Here is a 24,256-nt window from a genome sequence, read left to right on the forward strand (position 1 = left end):
TCGCTATTTTGTAATTTTGTAAGCTTAATAAGTGAGCAATATGGTCAAGGAATTAACTTATCATACCGAAGAAAAATGGAATGCTTATTCCCATGGTCTGGGAATTCTTTTTGGTGTTTTTGGATTGTATTATCTATTGCAACAAAATACCAATAGGACGGAATATGCCCAAATGAGTATAATCATCTACAGTATATCATTTATAGTGCTGTTTTTAGCCTCTACACTTTACCATTCCGTTTCCAATCCTGAATTAAAACGAAAATTGAGGGTGTTTGACCACATCAGTATTTATTTGTTGATAGCGGGCACCTATACACCCTTGGCCTTAATTACATTGGAAAATGGCAAGGGATGGCTGATATTCTATGTGGTTTGGGGTATTGCTGCGGTGGGAACCTTATTAAAGATCTTCTTTACTGGTAAATTTGAAGCACTTTCCTTAATCTTATATCTTGGAATGGGTTGGTTGATTGTAATGGACTTTTCCAATATTATGGCCTATACATCAAAGCTTGGTATACAATTACTCTTTTTAGGTGGGGCGTTTTATACGGTCGGTACTGTTTTCTACGCTTGGAAACGTATACCTTACAATCATTTTATATGGCACCTTTTTGTACTAGGTGGCGCTATTAGTCACTGGTTGTTTATTTTTTATGATGTGGTTTAATATAATGAATACGAATAGTCAAGGTTCTATTATTTCCTTATAATCAATAAAGAAGGCTTCAAGGAGTAACATATTATCGTTCAAAAATTCCATCGTTTCCCTCCATGTAATTTTATTATGAATGGAGACATTATTCAATGCTACATAAGCCCTTGAAATTTCTTTCCCATTATCCAGTATCAGGGAATCGTTGAAAATAACTTCGGGTAAATAATCATTTTTCAATAAAGATCCTACGGACAGCAATTTATCCCACAACTCCATCCGTACGGCAAGGTCAGAATGATCAATATCGAGCGATACCATGGCCTTTTTCATTTCAAAATGGAACTTAAGGGCAAGTCCCTTTATCTTGGTATCGTATAATATCCATTTACGGGGAAATGATTTTCCGAAAGAAATCCAGAATTCTTGACGTAATCTTTTAGATTCTTCCTTGCTGAACATTTAAAGCAAATAAGCGATTATTATTCCAAGCATGATAACGACCAATTTTCGTAGATTGAATTTATGGCCTTCAGAACTTTCAAAGAGAATTATGGTAGATATATGTAAAAACACACCAATCACCAATGCGGTAATGGGGGCATAGTATGTGATCGCAAAATCGAAATTAGCTGCTAAGTAATTTCCCAACGGGGTCATCAATGAGAAAAGAACCATGAAGAAAAGGGCATAGACCATTTTAATCTTGGAGTTAAGTAAGAAAATGCTCAAAACAATGGCTATAGGTATTTTATGTACAAGAATACCATAAATAAGATGATCGTGTTGGTGAATGGGAAATCCTTCGAGTAATGAGTGTATGGATAAACTGATAAAAAGTAACCAAGGGAAATTCGTCTTTTCAGTATCGATATGCATATGGCCATGTTCAGCTCCTTTGGAAAAGAATTCCAAAAAGATCTGTAATAAAATACCGAGCATAATGTATACGCCTATTGTCTTTGAATCTGATACTTCATATACTGAGGGGAAGAGTTCAAAAATAGTCAAAGAGAGTAAAAAGGCCCCGCTAAAAGCCAATAAGAGCTTAAAATTGGTATTGTTCGTAGGTTTTACAATGTAAACAAAGGCAAAACTCAATAAGACGCCTAAAATGAGTAGGACATATGTCATTAATGCAGGTTTAGTTTTAAATACAACAGTCGTTGATGGCGCAAAAATACTGTATTTTTGTCGCAATCTTTGTAATGCATATGAACAATAATTTTAGAATGGTAGCCAAAACCTTATTTGGTTTTGAAGAGCTTTTGGCCAAAGAATTACGTAACCTTGGTGCCGGAAATGTAAAGGAAGGGGTAAGGAGCGTTTCTTTTGAAGGGGATACCGGTTTTATGTACAAGGCCAATCTTTGTTTAAGAACGGCAATAAAAATTATAAAGCCCATTCATTCCTTTAGTGTACGAAATGAAAATGAACTGTATAGAAAGGTCTATCAAATGGATTGGAGCGAATTTCTTTCGGCCGATGCTACCTTTGCTATAGATACTACCTTGTTTTCAGATGTTTTCACCCATTCACTTTATGTGTCACAGAAAATCAAGGATGCCATTGTTGATAAATTCAGGGATACTGATGGCCACCGACCAAATGTAGATGTGAAGTTTCCTGATATGCGTATCAATGTACATATTCATAAAGAACATTGCAATATATCTTTGGATAGCTCAGGTAGATCCCTTCATCATCGAGGATATAGGACCGCGACCAATATAGCTCCCATTAACGAAGTATTGGCTTCTGGACTGTTATTGATGAGTGGATGGGATGGGCAATCCGATTTTTTAGATCCTATGTGCGGTAGTGGTACCTTTTTAACAGAAGCAGCAATGATTGCCTGTAATATTCCGGCGAACATCAATAGGAAGGAGTTTGCATTTGAAAAATGGCACGATTTTGATCAAGAATTATTCGAGAAAATCATTGATAGTAGTTTAAACAAAACGCGGGAGTTTCATCATAAAATCGTAGGTTATGATAAGGCCCCTTCTGCAGTACGCAAATCTATTGACAATATTGCCAATGCGAACCTCTCTGAATATATTACGGTGGAGCGTAAAAGCTTTTTCGATTCTACAAAATTTACCGAGAATCATTTGCATATGGTTTTTAATCCGCCCTATGGGGAACGATTGAATCTTGATATGGAGGAGTTTTATTCCTCTATTGGCAATACCCTAAAACAGGAATATCCGGGAACCGATGCTTGGCTCATAACATCGAATTTAGAAGCTTTAAAATTCGTGGGCTTGAGACCTTCTCGAAAGATCAAGGTTTTCAATAGTCATTTAGAGTCACGTTTGGTAAAATATGTGATGTATGAAGGGAGTAAAAAGGCTAAATACCAAAATAAGGATAACGCTTAGTTTATGAAGTCTAAAACACGTGCTGTTGTATACAATTTCTTGGGATTTGCCATATTGTTCCTGATTTTACGTTTTGCCCTGGGATATTTTTTTGATGGTATAGGAAGGTTCTACTTGGCCTTGGCCTCGGCAATCGCAGCAAGTGTCTTGGCTCCCAAATTTGCTGTGGTCAAAGAAGGGGCGCGTGAAAAATTAATGATGAAATGGATTTTCATCAAAGGTTTTCGGGAAATTTAGGTCTTTCCCCGAATCGGTACAAAATCAGGAAAAATTAATTTGAAGGTCCGTTATTTGGCTTTTCTGGTCGTTCAGGCCTGGGCTCCATTTCAGGTTTTTTCTTTTTAGGCTTGTTGGCTTTCTTGTACAACGGAATCATATAGGTGATAGAATAGTTATATCCTATGCCGAACTTGCTGTCTTCGGTAACCTTATTAAATCCGGGTATAAAAAGGTTGGGGAAATTTTCATCCTCTTTATTGCTTACCAAAAGGCCGACCCTAGCGCTTCCGCCCAAATATAAATTTTTAAAGAGTTCAGCTTTTATCCCTACAACAAATTCCAGCCAAGCAGCATTCAATCCATCATATTCTTGGGCTATATCAGAGCCAGATGCAAAATCATCCTCATACCAATATCTATCGGAATTGAAATATTGATAATCGTTCAAGGTCTGACTGAAACTACTGAAGGCAAGTCTACCGCCTATAAAAATGGAATTGTCCATTCCATACCAATTTTCATAGGTGTTGTAGTCTATTCCTGCTTTCAAATAACTTCCAGAAGTCGTGAAATTATATAGATCTTCTTGTTTGGTTTTATCTTCCGTTCCCAGTTCCGCAGCTAGATAAAGTTTTTGGGAAAGCCTATAATCACCAACGATTTCCAATCCCTTATAATCGTCACTGGTTTGGGAAATTATAATCCGACTTAAATCGACACCAACCCTTAAACCGTAAGATTGTTTATGTACGACCGTATCCTTAGGTTGAAGGTCTATGGGTTCTTTTTGTGCCCATCCTGCGAATACACATAAAAGAAGACTAAGGCTAGTGAAATATCTTAACATGGGCTGAGTCTGAATTTTCAATGGAGGTGTTGACTATTTCGATACTTTGTATCCAGTTATCCGCATCTGAGGTTAAACTGTCACTAAGATTTTCGTAATTTGCGATATATCCGCAGGCACGGGAAATAAAAACGGACTTTGTTTCATGTGAGAAAGTAAGTACATCAATATTCTCGGTGTCTTCCCCTGATAATTGTCTGGATATCACAAATGAAGTGAAAGTGGAAGTGGCTCTTAATGGAAGAGCGATGGAATCCAAGTCGGCATTGTCGATGATGTCCAATGTGTCGGTTTCCGAAAGTCCCCTAACTTCAAGACTGGTAACATCTTTTAATTCGGTGGTATCCGAAGCATCATAAAACCGAATAACCAATAAAGGTTCATCACCATCTACACAGATATCATCTTTTTCACATCCTGAAAAAGAAATTACACCAATAATCAGGATTAGAACTGCAATACTTATTTTTTTCATGTGGCTATAACTTTTCCAAAAGTACAACATTTTCTACGTGATGTGTTTGCGGAAACATATCTACGGCCTGTACTTTGGTTATGGCATACATATCTTTCATTAGGGCCAAATCCCGAGCTTGTGTGGCACTATTACAACTGACATAAACTACTTTCCTCGGGGCAATGTTCAATATTTGCTGTACAACATCTTTATGCATACCATCCCTAGGAGGGTCGGTAATAATGATATCGGGCGTACCATGTTTTTCTATGAACTCAGTATTGAAAACATTTTTCATGTCACCAACATAAAAGTCCACATTTTCTATTTTGTTATTGGCTGCGTTGGCCTTCGCGTCGGCAATGGCCTCTGGTACAGATTCTATACCCACAACTCTCTTTGCTTGTTTAGAAACGAATTGGGCAATGGTGCCTGTACCCGTGTAAAGGTCATAAACCAGTTCGTTTCCTGTTAGCCCGGCAAAATCCCTAGTCACTTTGTAAAGTTCATAGGCTTGTTTGGAATTGGTCTGGTAAAAGGATTTTGCATTTATCATGAACCGTAGTCCCTCCATTTCCTCTATAATATGGTCCCTTCCTTCAAAGCATATGATTTCCTGGTCATATATCGTATCATTCTGTTTCCCGTTGATTACATATTGCAATGAGGTAATTTCAGGAAACCGTTCTTTTAAATGGTTCAATAAAAGTTCTCTTTGAACCTTGTTGTCTTCGAAACACTGGAGTACGACCATGATTTCACCTGTAGAAGCGGTTCTGATCATTAGGGTGCGAAGCATTCCATGTTGATTTCGCGGATTAAAAAATGTAATGTTGTTCTTTAAGGCGAAATCTTTCACTGCCAACCGAATGGCATTCGATGGGTCGGCCTGAAGATGACACTTCTTAATGTCCAGTATTTTGTCCCACATTCCTGGGATATGAAAACCTAAAGCATTCCTGTCTTTAATTTCAGCGTCCGATTGAATTTCTTTCAAGGATAACCAACGGCTATCCGAAAACGAGAACTCCATTTTGTTGCGATAAAAATACTGGTTCTTAGATCCTAGAATGGGGTTGGGCTCGGGCAGTTCTAAATGACCAATACGTCTTAAATTGTTCTCAACTTCTTTGTGTTTGTAAAATAGTTGGTGTTCATAGCCCATATGTTGCCATTTACAACCACCGCAAACCCCAAAATGTTCGCATTGGGGTTCGGTTCGTTTATCCGAATAGGAATGAAAGTTCGTGGCAATACCTTCGAAATATGATTTTCTTTTTTTTGTTGTTTGCACATCCACAATATCGCCCGGTACCGTATTGGTTAAAAAAATAACCCGGCCATCGGGAGCCTTGCCAATGGTTTTTCCTTTGGCCCCGGCATCGATAACTTCAACATTTTCGAAAATCTGTTTTGTTTTCTTTTTCCGCATGCAGCAAAAATACTAATAGCTTTGCATTTATTACGGGTATCTTTATTAGGATAGTAATAAAAATATCCTAAAAGATATTCCTTTCATGTTTTCCAGTGGTTTTTAGAATAATTGAACATTCCACATAACCAATATTTTCATGCAAGGATCGGGTATGGATAAAAAAAAAGAGGATTCTGAATTTCAGAATCCCCTAGGTTGCTAAATACAAATAATCTATACGATTATTATTTCTTCTGGTTGAACTTATCCAAGATACGTTCCATTTGTTTGCCGGCAGCCGCTCGCCCTCCAAGACCAAAGGAAAGAGCTATGGTAATGGCGACAGTAGCCAGTGTAATACCGAATGCCATATTTATTATTTCGTCCCCGATCCCCATAGTTTTCAGACCCATGGCCAAGAAGATGGCGAGTACACAAATCCTAAGTATGGAAGCGACAAATTGGTTGTTATTGCTCTTTGAAAGGCTTTTGTAGGCGATACCCGAAATCCAATTACCAATAATAAGGATTATCATTCCGAAAAGGATATTGCCCGCTACACCGGCAATGTTGTTTAGTATTTCGGTTAGCTTAATGAACTCTAACTTTTCAATGGCGGTCATTAGGCCAAAAAGTACAATAAAGAAGAATGCAAGGTTGCCTACCAATTTAGGAATATTGGTTTTGGCGGTTATCCCTTCGAGGTTCATACTGCTCAAAAGCTCGTTTATTTTTAGGTTTTCGAGAAGGTCACTCAATAATTGAGAAACGAAACGGCCACCGACAACGAAGAAAATCAAAATGATAACAGCGACAAGGATTCTTGGTATAGCGGCGAAAAATTGCTCTAACATAACAGTTGCCGGTTCTGAAATCGTATCCATGTTCAAGATGTTCAAAGCCGTAATCAGCATAGGAATGAAGATGAAGATGAAAACCAGTTTTTTTAAAATACCCACAAGATTGAGGTTGTTGGGCAGTCTTAATTTAGGTACGAAATTCTGGATCGTATCACCTGATAGCCCGACCAATTCAGAAACGATGGTCGCCAACATGTAGCCAATGTAGCCTACAAGACCGGCACCTACGATATTGGGAACAAAGGCCAAGAAATTGTTGAGCAGATTCTTAACGGGATCCAGTACATTGGTCATGCCAAGTTTTTCAAGAGCAAGCATGAAAACGAATATCATGGCGAGAAAATACACCAGTTTTCCTATGAAACTCGAAAGTTTCATTTTGTCCGAGCTAAGCCTATCATCTATTTTGGTTCTTTTGATCAGCTTTGTAATCAATCTTTTTATAAAGCCGGCAATAAGTGAGCCTATGATAAGGATTAAAATGGCTGCAATCGTATTGGGTAAATAATCACCGAGAGAACTGGATAAACTGTTCAAGGTGTTTTGTAGATAATTCATTATTAGTGTTTGTTTAATGGTTACGTTTAAAATTATGATATTTGTAAAGGATTAAATCCTGATTCAAATTCGTTTAGGTCCAAATCGACAATGACCTATAAATGATCGATGAAAGGATATAATTTCTATTTTTGTTTTCTACAGTAGGATGATTTCTCTCCCAAAGAAGGAATTGCTAAAGTTTTATATTAAAAAATCAAGTAACATGTCAGTCTTAGAAAAAATGAGTTCTAAAGAGGCTATCGCTTTGGAGGAAAAGTATGGAGCGCATAACTACCATCCACTACCTGTTGTGTTGAGCAAAGGGGAGGGAGTTTATGTTTGGGACGTTGAAGGAAAAAAATATTATGATTTTCTTTCCGCGTATTCTGCAGTAAATCAAGGACATTGCCATCCTAAAATCGTTGGTGCATTAAAATCACAAGCCGAAAAATTGACCTTGACCTCAAGGGCATTTTATAATGATATGCTCGGAAAATATGAAAAGTATGTTACCGAGTATTTTGGTTTCGACAAAGTTTTACCAATGAACACAGGGGCCGAAGCGGTCGAAACCGCTATTAAATTAGCTCGTAAGTGGGGGTATGAGAAAAAGGGAATACATGCGAACAAAGCGAAGATCATTGTTTGTGAAAATAACTTTCATGGTAGAACGGTTACCATTATTTCGGCATCTAACGATCCGGTGGCAACTGAGAATTTCGGACCTTTTACTCCGGGAATCGTTTCTATACGTTATAACGACATCCAAGCCTTGGAGGAAGCTTTGGAAGATGAAAATGTTGCGGCATTCTTGGTTGAACCTATACAAGGCGAGGCAGGTGTTTTTGTTCCTGATGAAAACTATCTAAGTGAAGCTTTACAATTATGTAAGTCGAAGAACGTATTGTTCATAGCAGATGAAGTGCAGACCGGGATTGCAAGAACGGGTCGGCTTTTGGCCACCTGTGGCAATTGTTCATGCTCGGATAAATCATGTAGTGGCGTTCCTGAGGTTAAACCTGATGTACTTATTTTAGGTAAGGCGATTTCAGGAGGGGTATTCCCGGTTTCCGCTGTATTGGCCAATAATGATATAATGGAGGTAATACGTCCCGGCAATCATGGTTCTACCTTTGGGGGTAATCCTTTGGCCTGTGCAGTGGCCATTGCTGCCTTAGAGGTTGTGAAAGATGAAAAACTTGCTGAAAATGCAGACCGATTGGGTGAAATTTTCAGAAGTGAAATGGAAAATTTGATCAAGCAGACCGATTTAGTATTAAAGGTTCGGGGCAAAGGTCTTTTGAATGCCATTTTGATCAATGATTCAGAAGACAGTTCCACTGCTTGGGATATTTGCATGGCCCTAAAGGAAAACGGACTTTTGGCCAAACCAACGCACGGAAACATTATTAGGTTCGCACCACCTTTGGTAATGACCGAGGAGCAATTGATGGAGTGTGTTTCAATTATCTCAAAAACAATAAAAGAATTCAAAAAGTAAAATAAAAAATCCCCTGAACATCTGTTCAGGGGATTTTTTTAAATCAAAATTGTACTTTCTATAATGCAAAATCAGATCCAGATGCGGATCCTGCAATTATTGCGGCAATTACCCCAAAATAAATGATGGTGAAGACCAATAATATCGCGGCCAATGCAATACCGATATAAGAAAGGATTCTTCCGGTTTTTACATTTTCATATCCATTATATCTATCAGGTTCAACATTGTAGATGCGTTCGGCCTTTTTAGCCTTAGATAAGGCGATAATGCCGAAAATACCCCCAAATGGGCCACAACAAAAGATAGTCAAAGCAATTGACAATATGCCAAAAGTCAATACATTCCCCGAATCGGGTAAAGTTTCTCTATTCATATTCATTATTAAATCGATTGGTTTATTGCCATTGCTCGCTCATCTCCTGAACTTTTTCCATATATCCTTCCCAGCCACCCATTTGGGAGATTTGGAAAAATGTATAGGCCAAATATAAAACCCCTATTGCCAAGGCTACGATTGCAAGTATTTTTGCCGTCTTTAGTTGACTGTAATTTGAGTACCCCTCAGGGTTTTCTTTATATTTTTTTTCATCTTTTAGAGCTAACATTAAGCCAATACCTCCAAATAAAATTCCAGGTATTCCTGCAATACAGCAGCAGAGGTAGCCAATTATAGATAGTACTATGACTATTGTTACATTGGGTAATTTTTGTTGTTCCATAATTTTAAGGTTTTTGGTTGTTATATAAATTTTAAAATATAGTTTCCGAGTATCAACCCAACACTCGATATCATTAAGGTGATAATAATCTTATTTGCATATTTGATCGTAAAAAAACTGTCAGCCAATAAAAAACCCAACAAGGGAATAATGGTATATATGGCAGGGTACATGGCGAAGGCATCAGCAAACTCTCCATGAAGCAGAAACGAGATAGCACGCTGGGCACCGCAACCAGGGCAATCAAAGCCAAATAATTTCTTGTTTAGACATGGAAGCATATAATCATCCAAAGAAATCATGAAATTCGCCAATTGCATTTTTACATTTATTATTGATTGGGAAAATTAACTATTATTTTTGGGGTATAAAACAAATTTATGCGGCTTTTTAAAGTAGGGGACAAAGTAGAGGTGTTAGATGAAATGTTAAGTGGGGTAGTGGTTTCCGTTACCGATACAGGAATCACCGTTGAATCTGAAGATGGTTTTGTCTTGCAATTTGCACCCAATGAACTGGTTAAGCGTTCCCCTGCCGATGACATACGTGTTACAAATTATGAAGTGGCCAAAGTAAAGGCTGAAAAAGAGACTGCCAAAAAGAAAAAAGCAACCATACCCAAGACAAAAGAACGCAATGCGCCGAGAATGGAGGTTGATCTACATATTAACCAATTAGTAAAATCCCCAAAGGGGATGAGCAATCATGAAATGTTGAACCTACAAATGGAAACGGCCAAACGACAATTGGAATTTGCCATGCGTAAGCGCATTCAAAAGGTAGTTTTTATCCACGGTGTTGGTGAAGGTGTGTTGAAAGAGGAACTCAACTTTCTTTTTGGAAGGTATGATAACGTAAAATATTATGATGCCGATTACCAGAAATATGGCTTAGGGGCAACAGAGGTCTATATTTATCAAAATAGTTAAGCTATTCCACTGTTGTAGTCACTGTTCCAAAATCATTGATGCTCAAATCGGTAATACGGCTATCGTCCGAAGTAATGAAAGAAATCTCACTTAAGGTGATTGTATGGGTAAAGGTTATGGAATCTTCAGTTGTTGTATTAATCAGTACAGATCCGCTTTCAGCTTCAATTTCATCAATAACACTTGGGGTTGCTTCCGGAATATCGCTACAAAAATAATCACTGTCCACATCATCGGAAAAAAGACGATAGGTTAGGAAGGATTCATCATTTACCTCACTGGTTATCGTAGTTTCCGAAACCTCATTTTTTAACACGTCATCGGGCAATACTAGGATCAAGGCCTCATCATCGTTAATTTTGAAAAGTACGGTGCTTTCGCCAACGGTAACATCATCACAATATTCGATATCCTCACTATCAAAATCTATGGTCTCTATTTGTAAATCACCGTCATTACATGATGCCAGCAGGGTGAATAGGCTTAAAACGAATAGGTTTTTCATGCGTCAAATTTAAATGAAATAAACAAGAAGTTTATCTTCTTTGGGATAGATTTTACATTTTAATCCGTTAATTTTGCCTCACTTTTAGCTTAGCGCGTACCCATGAAAAATGTTTATTTAGACAATGCGGCCACTACCCGAATACGGGAAGAGGTCATAAGGAAGATGCAAGGGGCATTGGCTGATTATTATGGTAATCCGTCATCGACCTATGGTCTTGGTCGTACGGCTAAAACGGCTGTGGAAACGGCGCGTAAGAACATTGCCAAACAATTAAAGGCACACCCATCAGAGATTATCTTCACATCTGGAGGTACCGAGGCAGATAATATGGTACTTAGGAGTGCTGTTCGTGATTTGGGGGTCGAAACCATTATAACCTCTAAAATAGAGCATCATGCAGTATTGCATACTTCACAGGCTCTGGAAACCGAATTCGGTATTGCGTTAAAGTATGTTGACTTAGACGAAAATGGGAGTCCTGAACTTTCACATTTACGGGAATTATTGCAAGCAGACGATACTAAGAAGTTAGTAAGTCTAATGATGGTGAACAATGAAATCGGAAATTTATTGCCATTAAAAGAAGTGGCGGAACTATGCAAGGCAAACTCAGCTTTATTTCATTCCGATACCGTACAGGCTGTTGGTCATTATTTGTTGGATGTTAATGAGATACCCATAGATTTTATGGCAGCTTCGGCACATAAATTCCATGGGCCCAAAGGCGTCGGTTTTGCATTTGTTCGCAATAATTCAGGTCTTAAGCCCATGATTTCGGGAGGTGGTCAGGAAAGGGGACTTAGGGCCGGTACGGAATCTGTACACAATATAGTAGGTTTGGAAGAGGCATTTAAAATCGCTTATGAAAATCTTTCTGATGAGCAATCCTATATAGAAGGACTAAAAAAATATTTTATTGATCAACTCACAGAACATATACCGGGCGTGTTTTTTAACGGATTTTCCAAATCTTTGGGAAAAAGTACCTATACCCTGGTGAATATTGGTTTGCCCGTTGATGATGAAAAATCGAAAATGCTTTTGTTCAATTTAGATATGAAAGGGATTTCCTGTTCCAAAGGAAGTGCTTGCCAGTCTGGTAGTGATGCTGGGTCACATGTTTTGAATGAAGTACTAAGTAAGGAAGAAATGAAGAAAACGTCTTTGAGATTTTCTTTTTCTAGCTATAATACCACAGAAGAATTGGATTATACGATCAATACGTTAAAACAGCTTATTGGGATTTAGGCTTTACTCTTTTTAATCTTGTCTTTTTTCTTTTCACGGTCATAGGGGAATTTACGTGTAGCAAGTTTCATCATCTTATCAATAAGGTCATAGGTGTTCTTGCCTGTTTTTTTGTCTATTTTTTTCTCATATTTCCAAAGTAATTTGCCTGAATCGCCATCACTGATCTTAATACCGATTCGCCCATAGTTGGAATCTCCCAAGAAATAATCCACAAAACTGAATTCAGTGGGTATTCCTTTCGAAAGAAGAATGTTGAGGTCAATGCTCCCACTTATCAGGCCATCAACTTGTAAAATCTCACTTAGTTGCTTCGTGGTGTAGATGTCAATATTCTCATAGGTGATGTTGTTCTGGGCCAAAATGGCATTGGTGTTCTTTGTGTTTTGGAATTCGACTGAGAATTTCTTTTTTTTCTTCCGGTTTGAGAAATAAGTTTCCAAGGCACTTTGAACGGCATAACCTTCCCTTTCTTTTAAACGCTCCAATTCTTCCTTATCGATATCATGTTTCAATTCCAAATTAGTAAGAAAAGGAAGAATGGCCAATACTTTATGGTTTTGACTCAGATAGTCGAAATTTTTATGCTCATAGATGTTTTTTTGGGCACTCCCCAACATGCCGGATAAAAAGAGCATCAATACAAATAACTTTTTCATTACTTTTATTTTTAACGGCTGCCTCATTTTTATTACATCCGCATTTTAAGTTGTAGGTTCAGTACCCGACTCGTCATATAATTGGGAACAGCAAATTCATTCTTGCTTTCCACATCCTTGACCCACGTATTGGTAATCGAGTTTTGGTTGTTGAAAAGGTTAAAGATTTCAAAACCAAGACTCAGTTCCTTTATCCTGTGTAACCAGTGATTTTTAGGATACCTTTTTTCCGCGGATACAAAAATATGGGAAATTCCTAAATCAGCACGCTTATAATCTCTTAATCTATTCTGAAAATCATATGGGTCTGCATAGCTCGGGGATCCTCCGGGAACCCCGGTATTATAGATCAGGGTGAGATACATTTTTAAATTAGGGATGGTAGGAACGTAATCTTGAAAAAGAATACCCAATTTCAGGCGCTGATCGGTTGGTCTTGGTATGTAGCCCTGATTGTTAATATTTTCCTTGGTTTGCAAATACCCCAGGCTGATCCAAGATTCCGTCCCGGGAACAAAGGCTCCGTTCAATCGAACTTCTGCCCCATAAACATATGCTTTTGCATTGTTTTCCGCCGCGTAACGAATGCGCACATCATTCAATGTGTATGGGTTTACATTGTCCAATTTTTTATAGTACGCTTCACTGATTAGGGTAAAAGGTCGCTCCCAAAGTTCAAAGCTATATTCATTACCGATGACATAATGAATGGACTTTTGTGCTTTCACATCTGGATTTATATTTCCTGTGACATCCCGTAATTCCCTATAAAATGGGGGTTGGTGATAAACACCTATAGATGTTCTAAAAAGCATATCCTTTTTCCATTTAGGTTTAAAAGAAAACTGTCCCCTAGGGCTGAAAACGATTTGGGAGCTATGTGATATACCTTTTCCGCCCACATGCCAATAATGGGTTCTTACCCCTATATTGTAATATATGTCACCCATGTCCAAAGACTTGCTCTCACCAAATTGCGTGTAGGCTGAAAGACGATTGGTTTTTACAAAGTTCCTCGCCGATATTCCTTGATAGGGCACAAGGGGGGAAACAAAAGGGGTTTCTGGTTGGTTGTTCACGTATTCGGCCAATGGAGGGCGTACGGAGAAACCTGCGGAATCCAGAAAAACCGATTCACGTAGTTGATCGCGTATATCTTCGTGTGTGTATTTTATTCCCCATTGTAATTTCTTTTTTCCTGTAGAGAAAATACCGCTGTGTTCTAGATTGAATATCAAAGCGTCCAATTCGTTTCGTGCCCTTGAGAATTGACCACCCACTCCGCGTGCTATGGTTACGTCACCTAGATTTTCGCTTCCCAAATCAGTATTGACCTGTCCTATGGCGTAACGGGCAACGACATCGGAGTATTCTTCTTCAGTGGTATGGTAAAGGGAGGAAATCAGTTTTAACGTTACTGTTTCATTCAAGTGGTAATTAGCTTTTATGGCGCCAAGTGCTGTCGCGTATCTGTTGTTTTCGCTACCGGAATAACGGATTAGTAGGGTTTTTGGGTCAGAAAAGGTTCCGAAATTAGTCTGTCTGTCCAACGGTTCATTTTGATAGTCGTTGATTGAAAGGTTTCCGAAAAAACCTAAATGGATTTTGTTCGATATACGATAGGTGAGATAACTTTGGACATCCGCAAATGTTGGCTTAAAATTAGTATTGGTCTGTTGACTATTGACTAATAGGCTGTTGTTCCTATATCTTATTCCCGTTATGTTGGAGATTTTTTTGTTTTTGGAAAGGGTCTCCATGGCAAGGCTTGCACCTAAAAGACTTACATCTAATTGCGCACCGAATTCGGTTGGGTTTTTATAAGTGATATCCAAAACCGAAGAAAGCTTGTCCCCATATTTTGCCTGAAAACCACCAGCGGAAAATTCTACCTTGCGTACAAGGTCGCTGTTCACGATACTGAGGCCTTCTTGTTGTGCGGCCCGGATTAAAAACGGGCGATAGACTTCGATTTCGTTGATGTATACCAGATTTTCATCATAGTTGCCCCCACGTACCGAATATTGGGTGCTGAGTTCGTTATTCGATGTTACACTCGGTAGAAGTTTTAGAATATTTTCAACCCCGGCATTGGCCCCAGGAATTTTCCTGACCATTTGTGGGGAGATACTTTTTATGCCTTCTACTTTTTTTTCACCACTCGCCGAAATGGTGACCCCTTCGATTTGGGTTATTTTGGTATTTAGAACCGGGTTGAATTCATAGATTTCATTCGAGTTAAGAATCAATCCTTCTAAAATAACCTTACCATGGCCTACGTGTGAGAAGGTAATTTTGTTCTCTTGATCGGCAACGATATGTAAGAGATAATACCCTTGTTCGTCGGTTGTTGTTCCTTGGGCAAGGCTTGTTATGTTTACGGCCGGTAAAGGGTCATTGTTTTCATCAAATACGATACCTGTTATGGTTGCTGTTTGCGCTTTGGTGTTTGCGAACAGGCAAAGGAAAAATAGCAGGAATACTGTATTGGGACACTTCAACGTGTTATTTTCTAAAAAAGGTGACCTCGTAAGTGGTACTGTTACCTACGTTATCTTTAACATTGACCTTAAGCAAGCATTGTTTTTTATCCAAAATCTTATCGTCAAAGTTATAAGTAAGGGTTCTTGTTTTGGGTTCGTACTCCATCAATATCCATTCCCCGTTCAAAGTTGCGGAATATGTATCTATACCGCTGAGATCATCTGAAATCAGCAGGCTCAGGTATTTATAATTGGTAAGCCATTGTTTGTTCTTAAAGTTTTTTGTCCTGATTGTTGGGGCTATGGTATCCTTTGCCAGGGTGTACGTGCCGAGATAGCGGGTGCGTGTGCTGAATGTGTTGCCTCTTTTGTAAGTAGATGTATAACTAGGTTTCAAATCCTTGTCCAATCGGGCAATGAAAAGCTGTTTTCGTTCTTTAGCTGTATATTTGGTAACATCAAAGGTCAAGGTGAAATTCTTATGTGCCGGTACTCGATTATTATGAATCATTACCGTATCGGTTCCTTCCTTTAGATCCATATAGAAATTCTCATAGAAAGTATTGGCAGGGAAGTACACTTTCGCTATTCCCAAGTCAAAATTGTTGGGGCGTTTGGCAATTATGTAGTTCTCCGTTTTAGGAGTTTCGTCCTTGATCTTTAAAATTTGTTTTTTGCCCTCTACGGGAATAACCAATTTGGTCAAATTACCTTCCAGGTCATAGATCAATATTTCAACGGTATAGGATAATCCTTCATTCACTTTAATCTTACCATCATTGACCAAAGTGTTGTAAATACTTAAATGGTTTCCGGGGCTCTTGAAACATTTTTGAATACGTTGTCGATATTTACCAAAATGGTCATAATCGATCAAGGTGTTTATATAACGTGTTTCAGCAAAAGAGAAGCTTTCGAAGTCATAATCGGTATAAACTTGTCCGTTTACCAATTGCCGAACCGAATAGACACCATTTTTGTTCGCGGCCAGGTCTTGGCGGTCAAAACCGACAAAACCAAAACCAATGGTTCCTAGGGCAGTTACTTTATCAGCAAGAAAAGAACCATCTTTTTGTTTTGTAAAATTAATCTGGGTTTTAGTGGCACTTTGGTTTAATTGTGCGTTTTCGGAAAGCGGATAACCGTATAGGCCCAATAAGGTGGGATTGGTAGCATCCCTAACCTCTAGTCCATATAAAAGCGGGTTTGTGGGTTTTTCAGAAATACTGCTTCTGATTTCAAAATGTAAATGAGGTCCCGATGAACCACCGGTATTTCCACTATAGGCAATGATTTCGCCTTTCTCTAATTTGATTTCACCGTATTCGGGAAAAGCTTCTACTTCATATGATTTTTTGTTGTACTGGATCTTTTTAATGTATTCCTCGATCTTAGGGGAGAATTTTTGCAAATGGCCATACACCGATGTATAACCGTTGGGATGCGCAACGTAAAGCACTTTTCCGTATCCCCATAATGCGACTTTGATGCGGGTCACGGTACCGTCCCCTATTGCATATACCGGTAATCCTTGTCTTTGTTGGGTCTTGATGTCTATTCCGGAATGAAAGTGATTGCTTCGTAGTTCTCCGAAAGTACCGGCCAGTATTAAAGGAATGTCCAAAGGTGAACGAAATTCGTCTTGTGGGTAACGGGTATCTTGGGCAGAAATGGCCAAAGGAAAAAGTAATAGAAATATAAGAAATCTTCTGCTCATACTATTTTTTAGTTGATCATGCAGTGACCTAAATCGGCACTTACATTTTAAGAATGTGTTATTGCAAAGCGCAAATAAGCGATAAAATTAAACAGATGTATACAATTAACCGCCTTCTTCTTCAAAAAACTCTTGCGAATTCATAATGTTTCACCTTTTATGCCTCTTAATATCAGGATTTAAAGTATTACTTAAAGATTATTTTGAAAAAGTATTGCCCAGTCTTTATATCTATGTTAACTTTGTGTAATACGCATTGAGTATTGTCTATGAGTGAATTGGTTAAAATTGTTGATTCCTTGGAAAACAAAATCAGTAAGTTGTTACATCAATTGCAGATGTTACAGCATACTAACGATAAGTTGAAAGAGGAGTTGGTTTCCACAAGGAACCAAATGCATTTGACCGAGAAAACTGTTTTCGAATGGGAACAGAAATATAATTCGCTAAAGCTTGCAAACTCGATGCTTGGCAGTAATACAAATAAAACAGAAGCTAAGCTTAAGATAAATACATTAATCAGGGAGTTGGACCATTGTATAGCCCAACTTGCTGAGTAACGTTAAAAATTGGAATGTCAGAAAGGCTCAAAATCAAACTTTCAATTGCCGATAGGGTGTACCCCTTGACAATTGACCCTAGCCAAGAGGAAGGGTTACGTAAGGCAGCAAAGAATATTGAGCAACTGGCAAAGAAATTTGAACAGAATTATGCCGTTAGGGACAAACAGGACGTACTCGCAATGTGTGCTTTACAGTTTGCCTCTAAAATAGAACAACGCGGTATAGAACAATCTGAAGGTAACGAGGAAGCCACGGCGCGATTAAAAGCGTTGGATGAACTGTTATCCTCAAAGCTTGGTATAAAATAAGTTCTTTAAAATAGCATTAAGTTACTGCCCACATTGGTATTATCTTTTGACAAACTCAACATTAATTTGTTTAAAAAGGGTGAGTTTAGATTGTAAAAGCAGGCCTTACTAGTATAAGGATCCTTGATCAATCTGTTAGCCCTAAACCTGTTTTCTGGAGTTTGTACAAAACTTCCCCAATGTGGGTTTTTTTTTACATTAAATTATTAAATTATGGACAGTACCACACTTATATTAGTTGCATTAGGAGGCCTCATCATAGGATTCATTGTGGCGAAGATCATGGAAAAAGGGAGAGCCTCTAAAACCATTTCCAACGCTAAAAAGGAAGCTAATGCTATTCTTAAAGAGGCAAATCTTGAGGGGGAGAACGTTAAGAAAGATAAGATATTACAGGCTAAGGAAAAGTTCTTGGAGCTTAAGGCAGAGCACGAAAAAGTAATTATCAACAAGGATAAAAAAATTGCCGAGGCCGAAAAGCGTACTAGGGATAAGGAATCCCAAGTGAGCAATGAGCTTGCAAAGAATAGAAAACTGAATGAGCAGTTAGATAGAAAAATCAAGGATGTGGCCCATAGGGAGGAATTCTTCAATAAAAAACAGGAAGAGCTGGATAAGTTGCATAGCAACCAAGTACAGCAGCTGGAAGTTATTTCAGGATTGTCTGCCGAAGATGCGAAAAGCCAGTTGATGGAGTCATTGAAGGAGACTGCCAAAACAGATGCCATGGCTTATCTACAAACTACCTTGGAAGAAGCCAAGTTAACGGCCCAACAAGAAGCACGGAAAATAGTCATCAATACCATACAAAGGATCGGTACCGAAGAAGCAGTGGAAAATTGTGTGTCCGTTTTCAATTTGGAATCGGATGATGTCAAAGGTCGTATAATTGGTCGTGAAGGACGTAACATACGCGCTATAGAAGCTGCCACTGGCGTAGAGATCATTGTAGACGATACACCGGAAGCCATTATTCTTTCCTGTTTTGATTCCGTTAGAAGGGAAATAGCAAGATTGTCGTTACATAAATTAGTAACTGATGGAAGGATCCATCCGGCACGTATAGAGGAAATCGTTCGTAAGACCGAAAAACAAATTGAACAGGAAATCGTAGAAATCGGGAAACGAACCGTAATCGATTTAGGTATCCATGGCCTACATCCCGAATTGATCAAGGCAGTAGGTAGAATGAAATATCGTTCCTCTTATGGTCAAAACCTATTGCAACACTCCAGGGAGGTTGCCAAACTTTGTGGGGTAATGGCGGCAGAATTAGGATTGAATCCTAAATTGGCGAAAAGGGCCGGACTCCTACATGATATAGGTAAGGTACCGAATACTGAAGCTGAGGTAGAAACACCACATGCCATTTTAGGTATGCAATGGGCAGAGAAATATGGAGAAAAACCAGATGTGTGCAACGCAATCGGAGCCCACCATGATGAAATTGAAATGAAGACATTGATCTCGCCTATCATTCAGGTTTGCGATGCGATCAGTGGTGCCAGACCAGGAGCCAGACGCCAGGTGTTGGATTCGTATATACAACGTCTTAAGGACTTGGAAGAAATAGCTTTTGCTTTTAACGGTGTTCAAAAAGCCTACGCAATACAGGCAGGTAGGGAACTTCGTGTGATTGTTGAAAGTGAGAAAGTGAGCGATGATAAGGCAGCGCAACTTTCTTTTGAGATTTCACAAAAAATACAGACCGATATGACGTATCCTGGACAGGTTAAGGTAACCGTGATCAGGGAAACACGATCGGTAAATGTTGCCAAATAAGGCATAAAGACCATACAATATGAAAGGGGCCATTTGGCCCCTTTTTTTTGGTATACCGATGTGCAATTAGGACAAAGTATGATCTATGTCATCTTTTTATAGGGTAGATCGGTTTAAATTTGCTGGTATTTTAATTTTTTGTGATGAACCTTAAGGAAGAAATTGAAAAACTCAAGAAAGAAAAGAATGCGGTGATTTTGGCGCATTATTATCAGTATCCCGAAATTCAGGATATTGCCGATTATGTCGGTGATAGTTTAGGTTTGTCCCAAAAGGCGGCTGAAACCAATGCGGATGTTATCGTATTTGCAGGGGTGCATTTTATGGCGGAAACCGCCAAAATACTGAATCCTGAGAAACAGGTATTACTCCCAGACCTAAATGCAGGTTGCTCATTGGCAGACTCTTGTCCGCCAGATCAATTTGAAGCGTTCATCAAGGAACACCCTGGTCATACCGTAATTACATATGTCAATTGCTCGGCGGAAGTCAAGGCTCTGACAGATATTGTTTGTACCTCTTCAAATGCTTTGAAAATAGTGGAATCCTTACCTAAGGATGAACCCATTATATTCGCACCGGACAGAAATCTGGGCAAATACATACAAAAGGAAACAGGCAGGGATATGGTGCTTTGGGATGGCAGCTGTGTTGTGCACGAGGCTTTTAGTCTAGACAAATTATTGGAGTTGTATAAAAAACATCCGGATGCTTTGATCATTGCACATCCAGAATCTGAAGAGCACATTTTGAAAACAGCCAATTATATTGGTTCCACTGCAGGGATGATCGATTTTGTTAAAAAGCATCCAAAGAAAAAATTCATTGTGGCCACAGAGGTTGGCATATTACATAAAATGCAACAGGAAGTCCCTGATGCCGAACTTATTCCTGCACCCGTACAAGAAGACAATACATGTGCATGTAGTGAATGCGCCTATATGAAAGTGAACACCCTTCAAAAATTACATGATTGCTTAAAAAACGGATTTCCTGAGGTAAATGTACCTACATCTATAAGGGAGCGGGCTTTATTGCCTATAGAGCGCATGTTGAAACTTTCCTAGAAATTATGGTTGAAAAGAATTTTCTGGTCATTGGATCAGGTGTGGCAGGTTTAACCTTTGCGGTAAAAATGGCCGAAAAGCATCCTGATAGGAATGTCATTATCGTCACTAAGGGCGATGAGGATGAATCTAATACGAAATATGCCCAAGGAGGTATCGCGGTAGTTTTGGATATGGAAGAGGATTCCTTTCAGAAACACATACAGGATACGCTGATCGCAGGTGATGGACTTTGTGATAGGGAAGTGGTTGAAATGGTCGTGAAAGAAGGTCCACAAAGGCTAAAAGAGCTCATAGCATGGGAGGCCAATTTTGACCTGAATTCGGAAGGTGATTTTGATTTAGGCAAAGAAGGAGGCCATTCCGAATATCGTGTTGTGCATCATAAAGATGTTACCGGCTATGAAGTGGAAAGGGCTCTTTTGCAGCGTGTGCACCAATTAGCTAATATAGAACTTTTATCTCATCATTTTGCCATTGATTTGATAACCGATCACCATTTGAATTCCAAAAACGATAACGACATCTCTTGCTATGGTGCCTATGTATTGAATCAAAAAAATGGTGAAATACTAACGATAAAAGCCGACAACACCTTACTGGCTTCAGGAGGTATAGGTAGGGTATATGGGCATACGACCAATCCTATTATAGCTACAGGCGATGGCATTGCGATGGCTTACAGGGCGAAAGCCAAGATTAAGGATATGGAGTTCATTCAATTTCATCCTACGGCATTATATAACCCGGAAGGCGGATCTTATTTTTTAATTTCCGAGGCTGTAAGGGGATTCGGGGCATATCTACGTAATAAGTCGGGGTATAGATTTATGCCCCATTATGATGATAGGGCAGAATTGGCTTCTAGGGACATTGTTTCCCAAAGTATAGATAACGAGTTGAAGAAAAGTGGGGATTCGCACGTATTTCTTGATTGCACACATTTGGACATGGTGGCTTTTAAAAAGCATTTTCCGAATATCTATGATAAATGCAAGGAGTACCATATTGATGTAGAGAAAGATTGGATCCCTGTCGTTCCCGCTTCGCACTACCTTTGTGGAGGTATTGTCGTAGATAAGCAAGGAAAGACCTCGATAAGTAATTTATATGCCTGTGGGGAATGTTCAAAAACAGGATTGCATGGCGCCAATAGATTGGCATCGAACTCACTTTTGGAAGCCTTGGTATACGCCCATAATATTTTCAAAGCCCTTAGTGTTGATTCGCAAGAGTCGAGGCAATTGAGCATCCCCGATTGGAACGATGAAGGTACCAGTATCCCCAAGGAACATATTTTAATACAGCATAATCTAAAAGAATTGCAGGCCTTAATGCGCGATTATGTAGGTATAGTTCGCAGTAACAAGAGGTTGCACAAGGCTATTGCCCGTTTGGATTTGATCTATAATGAGGTTGAAGAATTCTATAAAGAATCCAAAATAACCACTACGCTTTGCGAATTACGGAATATGGTAAACGTGGCGCATTTGATTATAAGCCAATCCTTGGAACAGAAAGAGAATAGGGGAGGTTACTTTAATTCGGACAATATATAAGGTTTTATTTATCTGAATAAAGTCAGCCCTTAACAAGTTTAGGCGTTCGGTCTATCTTGAACAGTCCCCAATGTTTCTCAAGTTCTTGTACTTCACGAGATCTTATCCAACGTTCATCGAAAGCCTCAAAAACAATTGTTAGGATATCGGGCGGATACACCATTTAACCAAGTCATCGTATTAAATTATTTGATGTTCCCGACTAACAATGGTTGGACATATACCTTTTCCATTGGAAAAAAGTTGTTCAACCCGTTTAAGTAATTATTATAGATTTATCAAGTAAGTGTCCGCTATGCTATAATAATATTGACTAGTGTATTCCAGGGCTTCATGAATATTCTTGTACTCCCAATGTACTTTTTCAATAACAGATATCCTTTGGTATATTTAATCTACAACGGATAGTGGGCTTTGGTGGTCTTTTTTGCGCTTTTCCAATTTTGCCCTAATCTCATTGGCACGTTCTTCTGTAATATCATAATTACGCATAATCAGCATAGCGCCAATTGTTCCTAGTACAGGGAAAAAGCAGAAAAATGCATGTAAAATATCAACAGCGGATTCCTGTTCAGTTGTCACTAAATCCGGATTAAACCCTGCAATAGATATAAATACTCCGCTTAAGGCACCTGCGATAGCAAAACCAACTTTTACCATCCACCAGTAAATTGCACCGAAAATACCTTCCCTACGTTTACCGGTATTGAGTTCATCAATATCGATAACATCTGCAGTCATCGACATCATAATGGTAAATAAACTACCAATCCCGAATGAAAAAAATGGGAGAGCTATAATATACATCCACGGCTTACCTGGAACAAAAAGAAAATACATCATCGCATATCCAATAACAGAAATACCTTGACTGAGCATAAAGGCTTTTTTCTTACCTATTTTTTTTGACATTCTCGCAACAATAGGAATTACAATAAAAGTGGTTCCAAGAGCACTTAAACAGCCAAACAAAGAAACCCAAATTCCAGAAGCCTCTACATTACCATTAAATAGCTTGTATACAATGACAAACAAGGTAAGTGAAGATACTGCCATAAATGCGTTGTAGATTAAAAACGTTGCACCACAAAGTTTCCTAAATTGTTTCATTTTAAAAGCTTCGACAAAACTGTAGAGTATTTTTCCTAAACTTTTTCCAATATTGGATAAATTCATTGGTTCATAGTCATTTCCTAGGGTAGATTCACCTTTAATAAAAAAAGCAGGAACCATGGCGCAAATTGCACAAACAATAGCAACCCAAATCGAAAGTTCTCTTACAGCAACATCGGCAGAAGAAAACCATTCAGGATCGTACATGATAACCCAAAACCAAGGAGCAATTACCCAAGCCCATTGTCCGATCCATTGGGCTATAGCCATGATGTTAGTACGCTCGTGAAAATCATCACTCATTTCATAGCCCATAGCGACATATGGAACACTAAAAAAGGTTAGTCCTAGGTAGAAAATAATTGACCAGATAAAAAAGTACCAAAAATTATATTGTAAAGAATTTTCGGCATAGAGTTGCCACATAAAAATAAAGGCAACCCCCATTATTAGTCCGCCTATAAGAACATACTGTTTTCGTCTTCCCCATTTTGATTTCGTATTATCCGAAATGAAACCCATTATCGGGTCTGTGATGGAGTCGAAAATTCTGGGAAAAAAATAGATAAGTGACCACATCCAACCAGGAAACCCTAAATCTTGTACTAAAACAACCATGAAAATCCCCAGAATCGCAGGAAACATTTGGTTGGCGAACATACCAATTCCGAAGGCTACTTTTTGCCCGAACGGGACTTTATTGATCGTTGTTGACATG

General features: G+C 38.7%; 25 protein-coding genes and 1 other RNA gene. 12 read left to right on the forward strand and 14 right to left on the reverse strand.

Annotated features, from left to right (window positions below; genetic code table 11):
- Positions 1–40 precede the first annotated feature (40 nt).
- Positions 41–673 (forward strand): PAQR family membrane homeostasis protein TrhA, encoded by a 633-nt coding sequence (gene trhA, locus R3X28_RS17540; RefSeq protein ID WP_317666058.1) that lies wholly within the window; start codon positions 41–43, stop codon positions 671–673.
- A gap of 18 nt (positions 674–691) precedes the next feature.
- On the opposite strand, the gene R3X28_RS17545 is transcribed toward trhA, so the two are convergent.
- Both R3X28_RS17545 and R3X28_RS17550 read right to left on the reverse strand, forming a co-directional pair.
- Positions 692–1,120 carry a DUF4268 domain-containing protein gene (locus R3X28_RS17545; protein ID WP_317666060.1) on the reverse strand — a complete coding sequence of 143 codons (429 nt, stop codon included), beginning with the start codon at positions 1,118–1,120 and terminating at the stop codon, positions 692–694.
- Positions 1,121–1,792, reverse strand: coding sequence for a ZIP family metal transporter (locus tag R3X28_RS17550; RefSeq protein ID WP_154368806.1), 672 nt, complete (start codon positions 1,790–1,792; stop codon positions 1,121–1,123).
- An 80-nt stretch (positions 1,793–1,872) separates the two neighbouring features.
- Here R3X28_RS17550 and R3X28_RS17555 point away from each other — a divergent pair, with 80 nt between their 5' ends.
- Together R3X28_RS17555 and R3X28_RS17560 are read left to right on the forward strand one after the other, a co-directional pair.
- Positions 1,873–3,042 carry a class I SAM-dependent RNA methyltransferase gene (locus R3X28_RS17555; RefSeq protein ID WP_154368804.1) on the forward strand — a complete coding sequence of 390 codons (1,170 nt, stop codon included), beginning with the start codon at positions 1,873–1,875 and terminating at the stop codon, positions 3,040–3,042.
- Between the two features lie 3 nt (positions 3,043–3,045).
- Positions 3,046–3,279 carry a hypothetical protein gene (locus R3X28_RS17560; RefSeq protein ID WP_317666063.1) on the forward strand — a complete coding sequence of 78 codons (234 nt, stop codon included), beginning with the start codon at positions 3,046–3,048 and terminating at the stop codon, positions 3,277–3,279.
- Between the two features lie 34 nt (positions 3,280–3,313).
- Here R3X28_RS17560 and R3X28_RS17565 read toward each other — a convergent pair whose 3' ends face one another.
- The 4 genes from R3X28_RS17565 to R3X28_RS17580 form a co-directional block, all read right to left on the reverse strand.
- Positions 3,314–4,108: a DUF6048 family protein gene (locus tag R3X28_RS17565; RefSeq protein WP_154368800.1), complete on the reverse strand. Its 795-nt coding sequence runs from the start codon at positions 4,106–4,108 to the stop codon at positions 3,314–3,316.
- Complete coding sequence (locus R3X28_RS17570) at positions 4,089–4,583, reverse strand: DUF6452 family protein (protein WP_154368799.1); 495 nt, start codon at positions 4,581–4,583, stop codon at positions 4,089–4,091. Before R3X28_RS17570 ends, R3X28_RS17565 begins: the two co-directional genes overlap by 20 nt.
- A gap of 4 nt (positions 4,584–4,587) precedes the next feature.
- Positions 4,588–5,997 (reverse strand): 23S rRNA (uracil(1939)-C(5))-methyltransferase RlmD, encoded by a 1,410-nt coding sequence (gene rlmD, locus R3X28_RS17575; RefSeq protein ID WP_317666066.1) that lies wholly within the window; start codon positions 5,995–5,997, stop codon positions 4,588–4,590.
- Positions 5,998–6,224: 227 nt separating this feature from the next.
- Entirely contained in the window at positions 6,225–7,397 is a 1,173-nt protein-coding gene (locus R3X28_RS17580) for a mechanosensitive ion channel (protein WP_154368795.1), read from the reverse strand.
- A 205-nt stretch (positions 7,398–7,602) separates the two neighbouring features.
- Between R3X28_RS17580 and rocD the strand changes: the two genes are divergently transcribed.
- Positions 7,603–8,880 (forward strand): ornithine--oxo-acid transaminase, encoded by a 1,278-nt coding sequence (rocD, locus tag R3X28_RS17585; RefSeq protein WP_317666069.1) that lies wholly within the window; start codon positions 7,603–7,605, stop codon positions 8,878–8,880.
- Between the two features lie 58 nt (positions 8,881–8,938).
- Here the strand turns inward: rocD and R3X28_RS17590 are convergent, their stop codons facing one another.
- From R3X28_RS17590 to R3X28_RS17600, 3 genes are read right to left on the reverse strand one after another with little or no spacing between them, the layout of a single operon-like run.
- Positions 8,939–9,262 (reverse strand): CCC motif membrane protein, encoded by a 324-nt coding sequence (locus R3X28_RS17590; protein ID WP_317666071.1) that lies wholly within the window; start codon positions 9,260–9,262, stop codon positions 8,939–8,941.
- A 16-nt stretch (positions 9,263–9,278) separates the two neighbouring features.
- Positions 9,279–9,602 carry a CCC motif membrane protein gene (locus R3X28_RS17595; RefSeq protein ID WP_317666073.1) on the reverse strand — a complete coding sequence of 108 codons (324 nt, stop codon included), beginning with the start codon at positions 9,600–9,602 and terminating at the stop codon, positions 9,279–9,281.
- Positions 9,603–9,622: 20 nt separating this feature from the next.
- Positions 9,623–9,922, reverse strand: coding sequence for a DUF2752 domain-containing protein (locus tag R3X28_RS17600; protein ID WP_317666075.1), 300 nt, complete (start codon positions 9,920–9,922; stop codon positions 9,623–9,625).
- A 60-nt stretch (positions 9,923–9,982) separates the two neighbouring features.
- Here R3X28_RS17600 and R3X28_RS17605 point away from each other — a divergent pair, with 60 nt between their 5' ends.
- A complete protein-coding gene (locus tag R3X28_RS17605; RefSeq protein WP_154368787.1) occupies positions 9,983–10,531 on the forward strand; it encodes a Smr/MutS family protein in 549 nt (182 codons plus the stop codon).
- Between the two features lies 1 nt (position 10,532).
- Here the strand turns inward: R3X28_RS17605 and R3X28_RS17610 are convergent, their stop codons facing one another.
- On the reverse strand, positions 10,533–11,036 hold the full coding sequence (locus R3X28_RS17610) for a hypothetical protein (protein ID WP_154368785.1): 504 nt from the start codon (positions 11,034–11,036) through the stop codon (positions 10,533–10,535).
- Between the two features lie 102 nt (positions 11,037–11,138).
- Here R3X28_RS17610 and R3X28_RS17615 point away from each other — a divergent pair, with 102 nt between their 5' ends.
- Positions 11,139–12,287 carry a cysteine desulfurase family protein gene (locus R3X28_RS17615; RefSeq protein WP_317666077.1) on the forward strand — a complete coding sequence of 383 codons (1,149 nt, stop codon included), beginning with the start codon at positions 11,139–11,141 and terminating at the stop codon, positions 12,285–12,287.
- Here R3X28_RS17615 and R3X28_RS17620 read toward each other — a convergent pair.
- Genes R3X28_RS17620 through R3X28_RS17630 form a run of 3 tightly spaced genes read right to left on the reverse strand, consistent with a single transcriptional unit; the run spans position 12,284 to position 17,146 of the window.
- The gene (locus R3X28_RS17620) at positions 12,284–12,946 is read right to left on the reverse strand and encodes a hypothetical protein (RefSeq protein ID WP_317666079.1); all 663 of its coding nucleotides are present in this window, start codon (positions 12,944–12,946) and stop codon (positions 12,284–12,286) included. The genes R3X28_RS17615 and R3X28_RS17620 overlap by 4 nt on opposite strands.
- A 32-nt stretch (positions 12,947–12,978) precedes the next feature.
- Positions 12,979–15,447, reverse strand: coding sequence for a carboxypeptidase-like regulatory domain-containing protein (locus R3X28_RS17625; RefSeq protein ID WP_317666081.1), 2,469 nt, complete (start codon positions 15,445–15,447; stop codon positions 12,979–12,981).
- A 4-nt stretch (positions 15,448–15,451) separates the two neighbouring features.
- Entirely contained in the window at positions 15,452–17,146 is a 1,695-nt protein-coding gene (locus R3X28_RS17630) for a M23 family metallopeptidase (protein ID WP_154368779.1), read from the reverse strand.
- Between the two features lie 269 nt (positions 17,147–17,415).
- Between R3X28_RS17630 and R3X28_RS17635 the strand changes: the two genes are divergently transcribed.
- From R3X28_RS17635 to nadB, 6 genes are all read left to right on the forward strand, one after another.
- Positions 17,416–17,706: a hypothetical protein gene (locus R3X28_RS17635; protein WP_154368777.1), complete on the forward strand. Its 291-nt coding sequence runs from the start codon at positions 17,416–17,418 to the stop codon at positions 17,704–17,706.
- A gap of 14 nt (positions 17,707–17,720) precedes the next feature.
- Complete coding sequence (locus R3X28_RS17640; RefSeq protein WP_154368775.1) at positions 17,721–18,017, forward strand: cell division protein ZapA; 297 nt, start codon at positions 17,721–17,723, stop codon at positions 18,015–18,017.
- 53 nt (positions 18,018–18,070) lie between these two features.
- Positions 18,071–18,180, forward strand: a non-coding RNA gene (ssrS, locus tag R3X28_RS17645) — 6S RNA.
- A 50-nt stretch (positions 18,181–18,230) separates the two neighbouring features.
- A complete protein-coding gene (gene rny / locus R3X28_RS17650) occupies positions 18,231–19,799 on the forward strand; it encodes a ribonuclease Y (protein WP_154368773.1) in 1,569 nt (522 codons plus the stop codon).
- A 143-nt stretch (positions 19,800–19,942) separates the two neighbouring features.
- Positions 19,943–20,866 carry a quinolinate synthase NadA gene (nadA, locus tag R3X28_RS17655; protein WP_317666088.1) on the forward strand — a complete coding sequence of 308 codons (924 nt, stop codon included), beginning with the start codon at positions 19,943–19,945 and terminating at the stop codon, positions 20,864–20,866.
- A gap of 5 nt (positions 20,867–20,871) precedes the next feature.
- A complete protein-coding gene (gene nadB, locus R3X28_RS17660; RefSeq protein ID WP_317666090.1) occupies positions 20,872–22,425 on the forward strand; it encodes an L-aspartate oxidase in 1,554 nt (517 codons plus the stop codon).
- A gap of 390 nt (positions 22,426–22,815) precedes the next feature.
- Here nadB and R3X28_RS17665 read toward each other — a convergent pair whose 3' ends face one another.
- The gene (locus R3X28_RS17665) at positions 22,816–24,255 is read right to left on the reverse strand and encodes an MFS transporter (protein ID WP_317666092.1); all 1,440 of its coding nucleotides are present in this window, start codon (positions 24,253–24,255) and stop codon (positions 22,816–22,818) included.
- Between the last annotated feature and the right edge of the window lies 1 nt (position 24,256).

Origin of the sequence: Maribacter sp. TH_r10, assembly GCF_033101095.1 — a bacterium.
Lineage (GTDB): Bacteria > Bacteroidota > Bacteroidia > Flavobacteriales > Flavobacteriaceae > Maribacter_A > Maribacter_A luteus.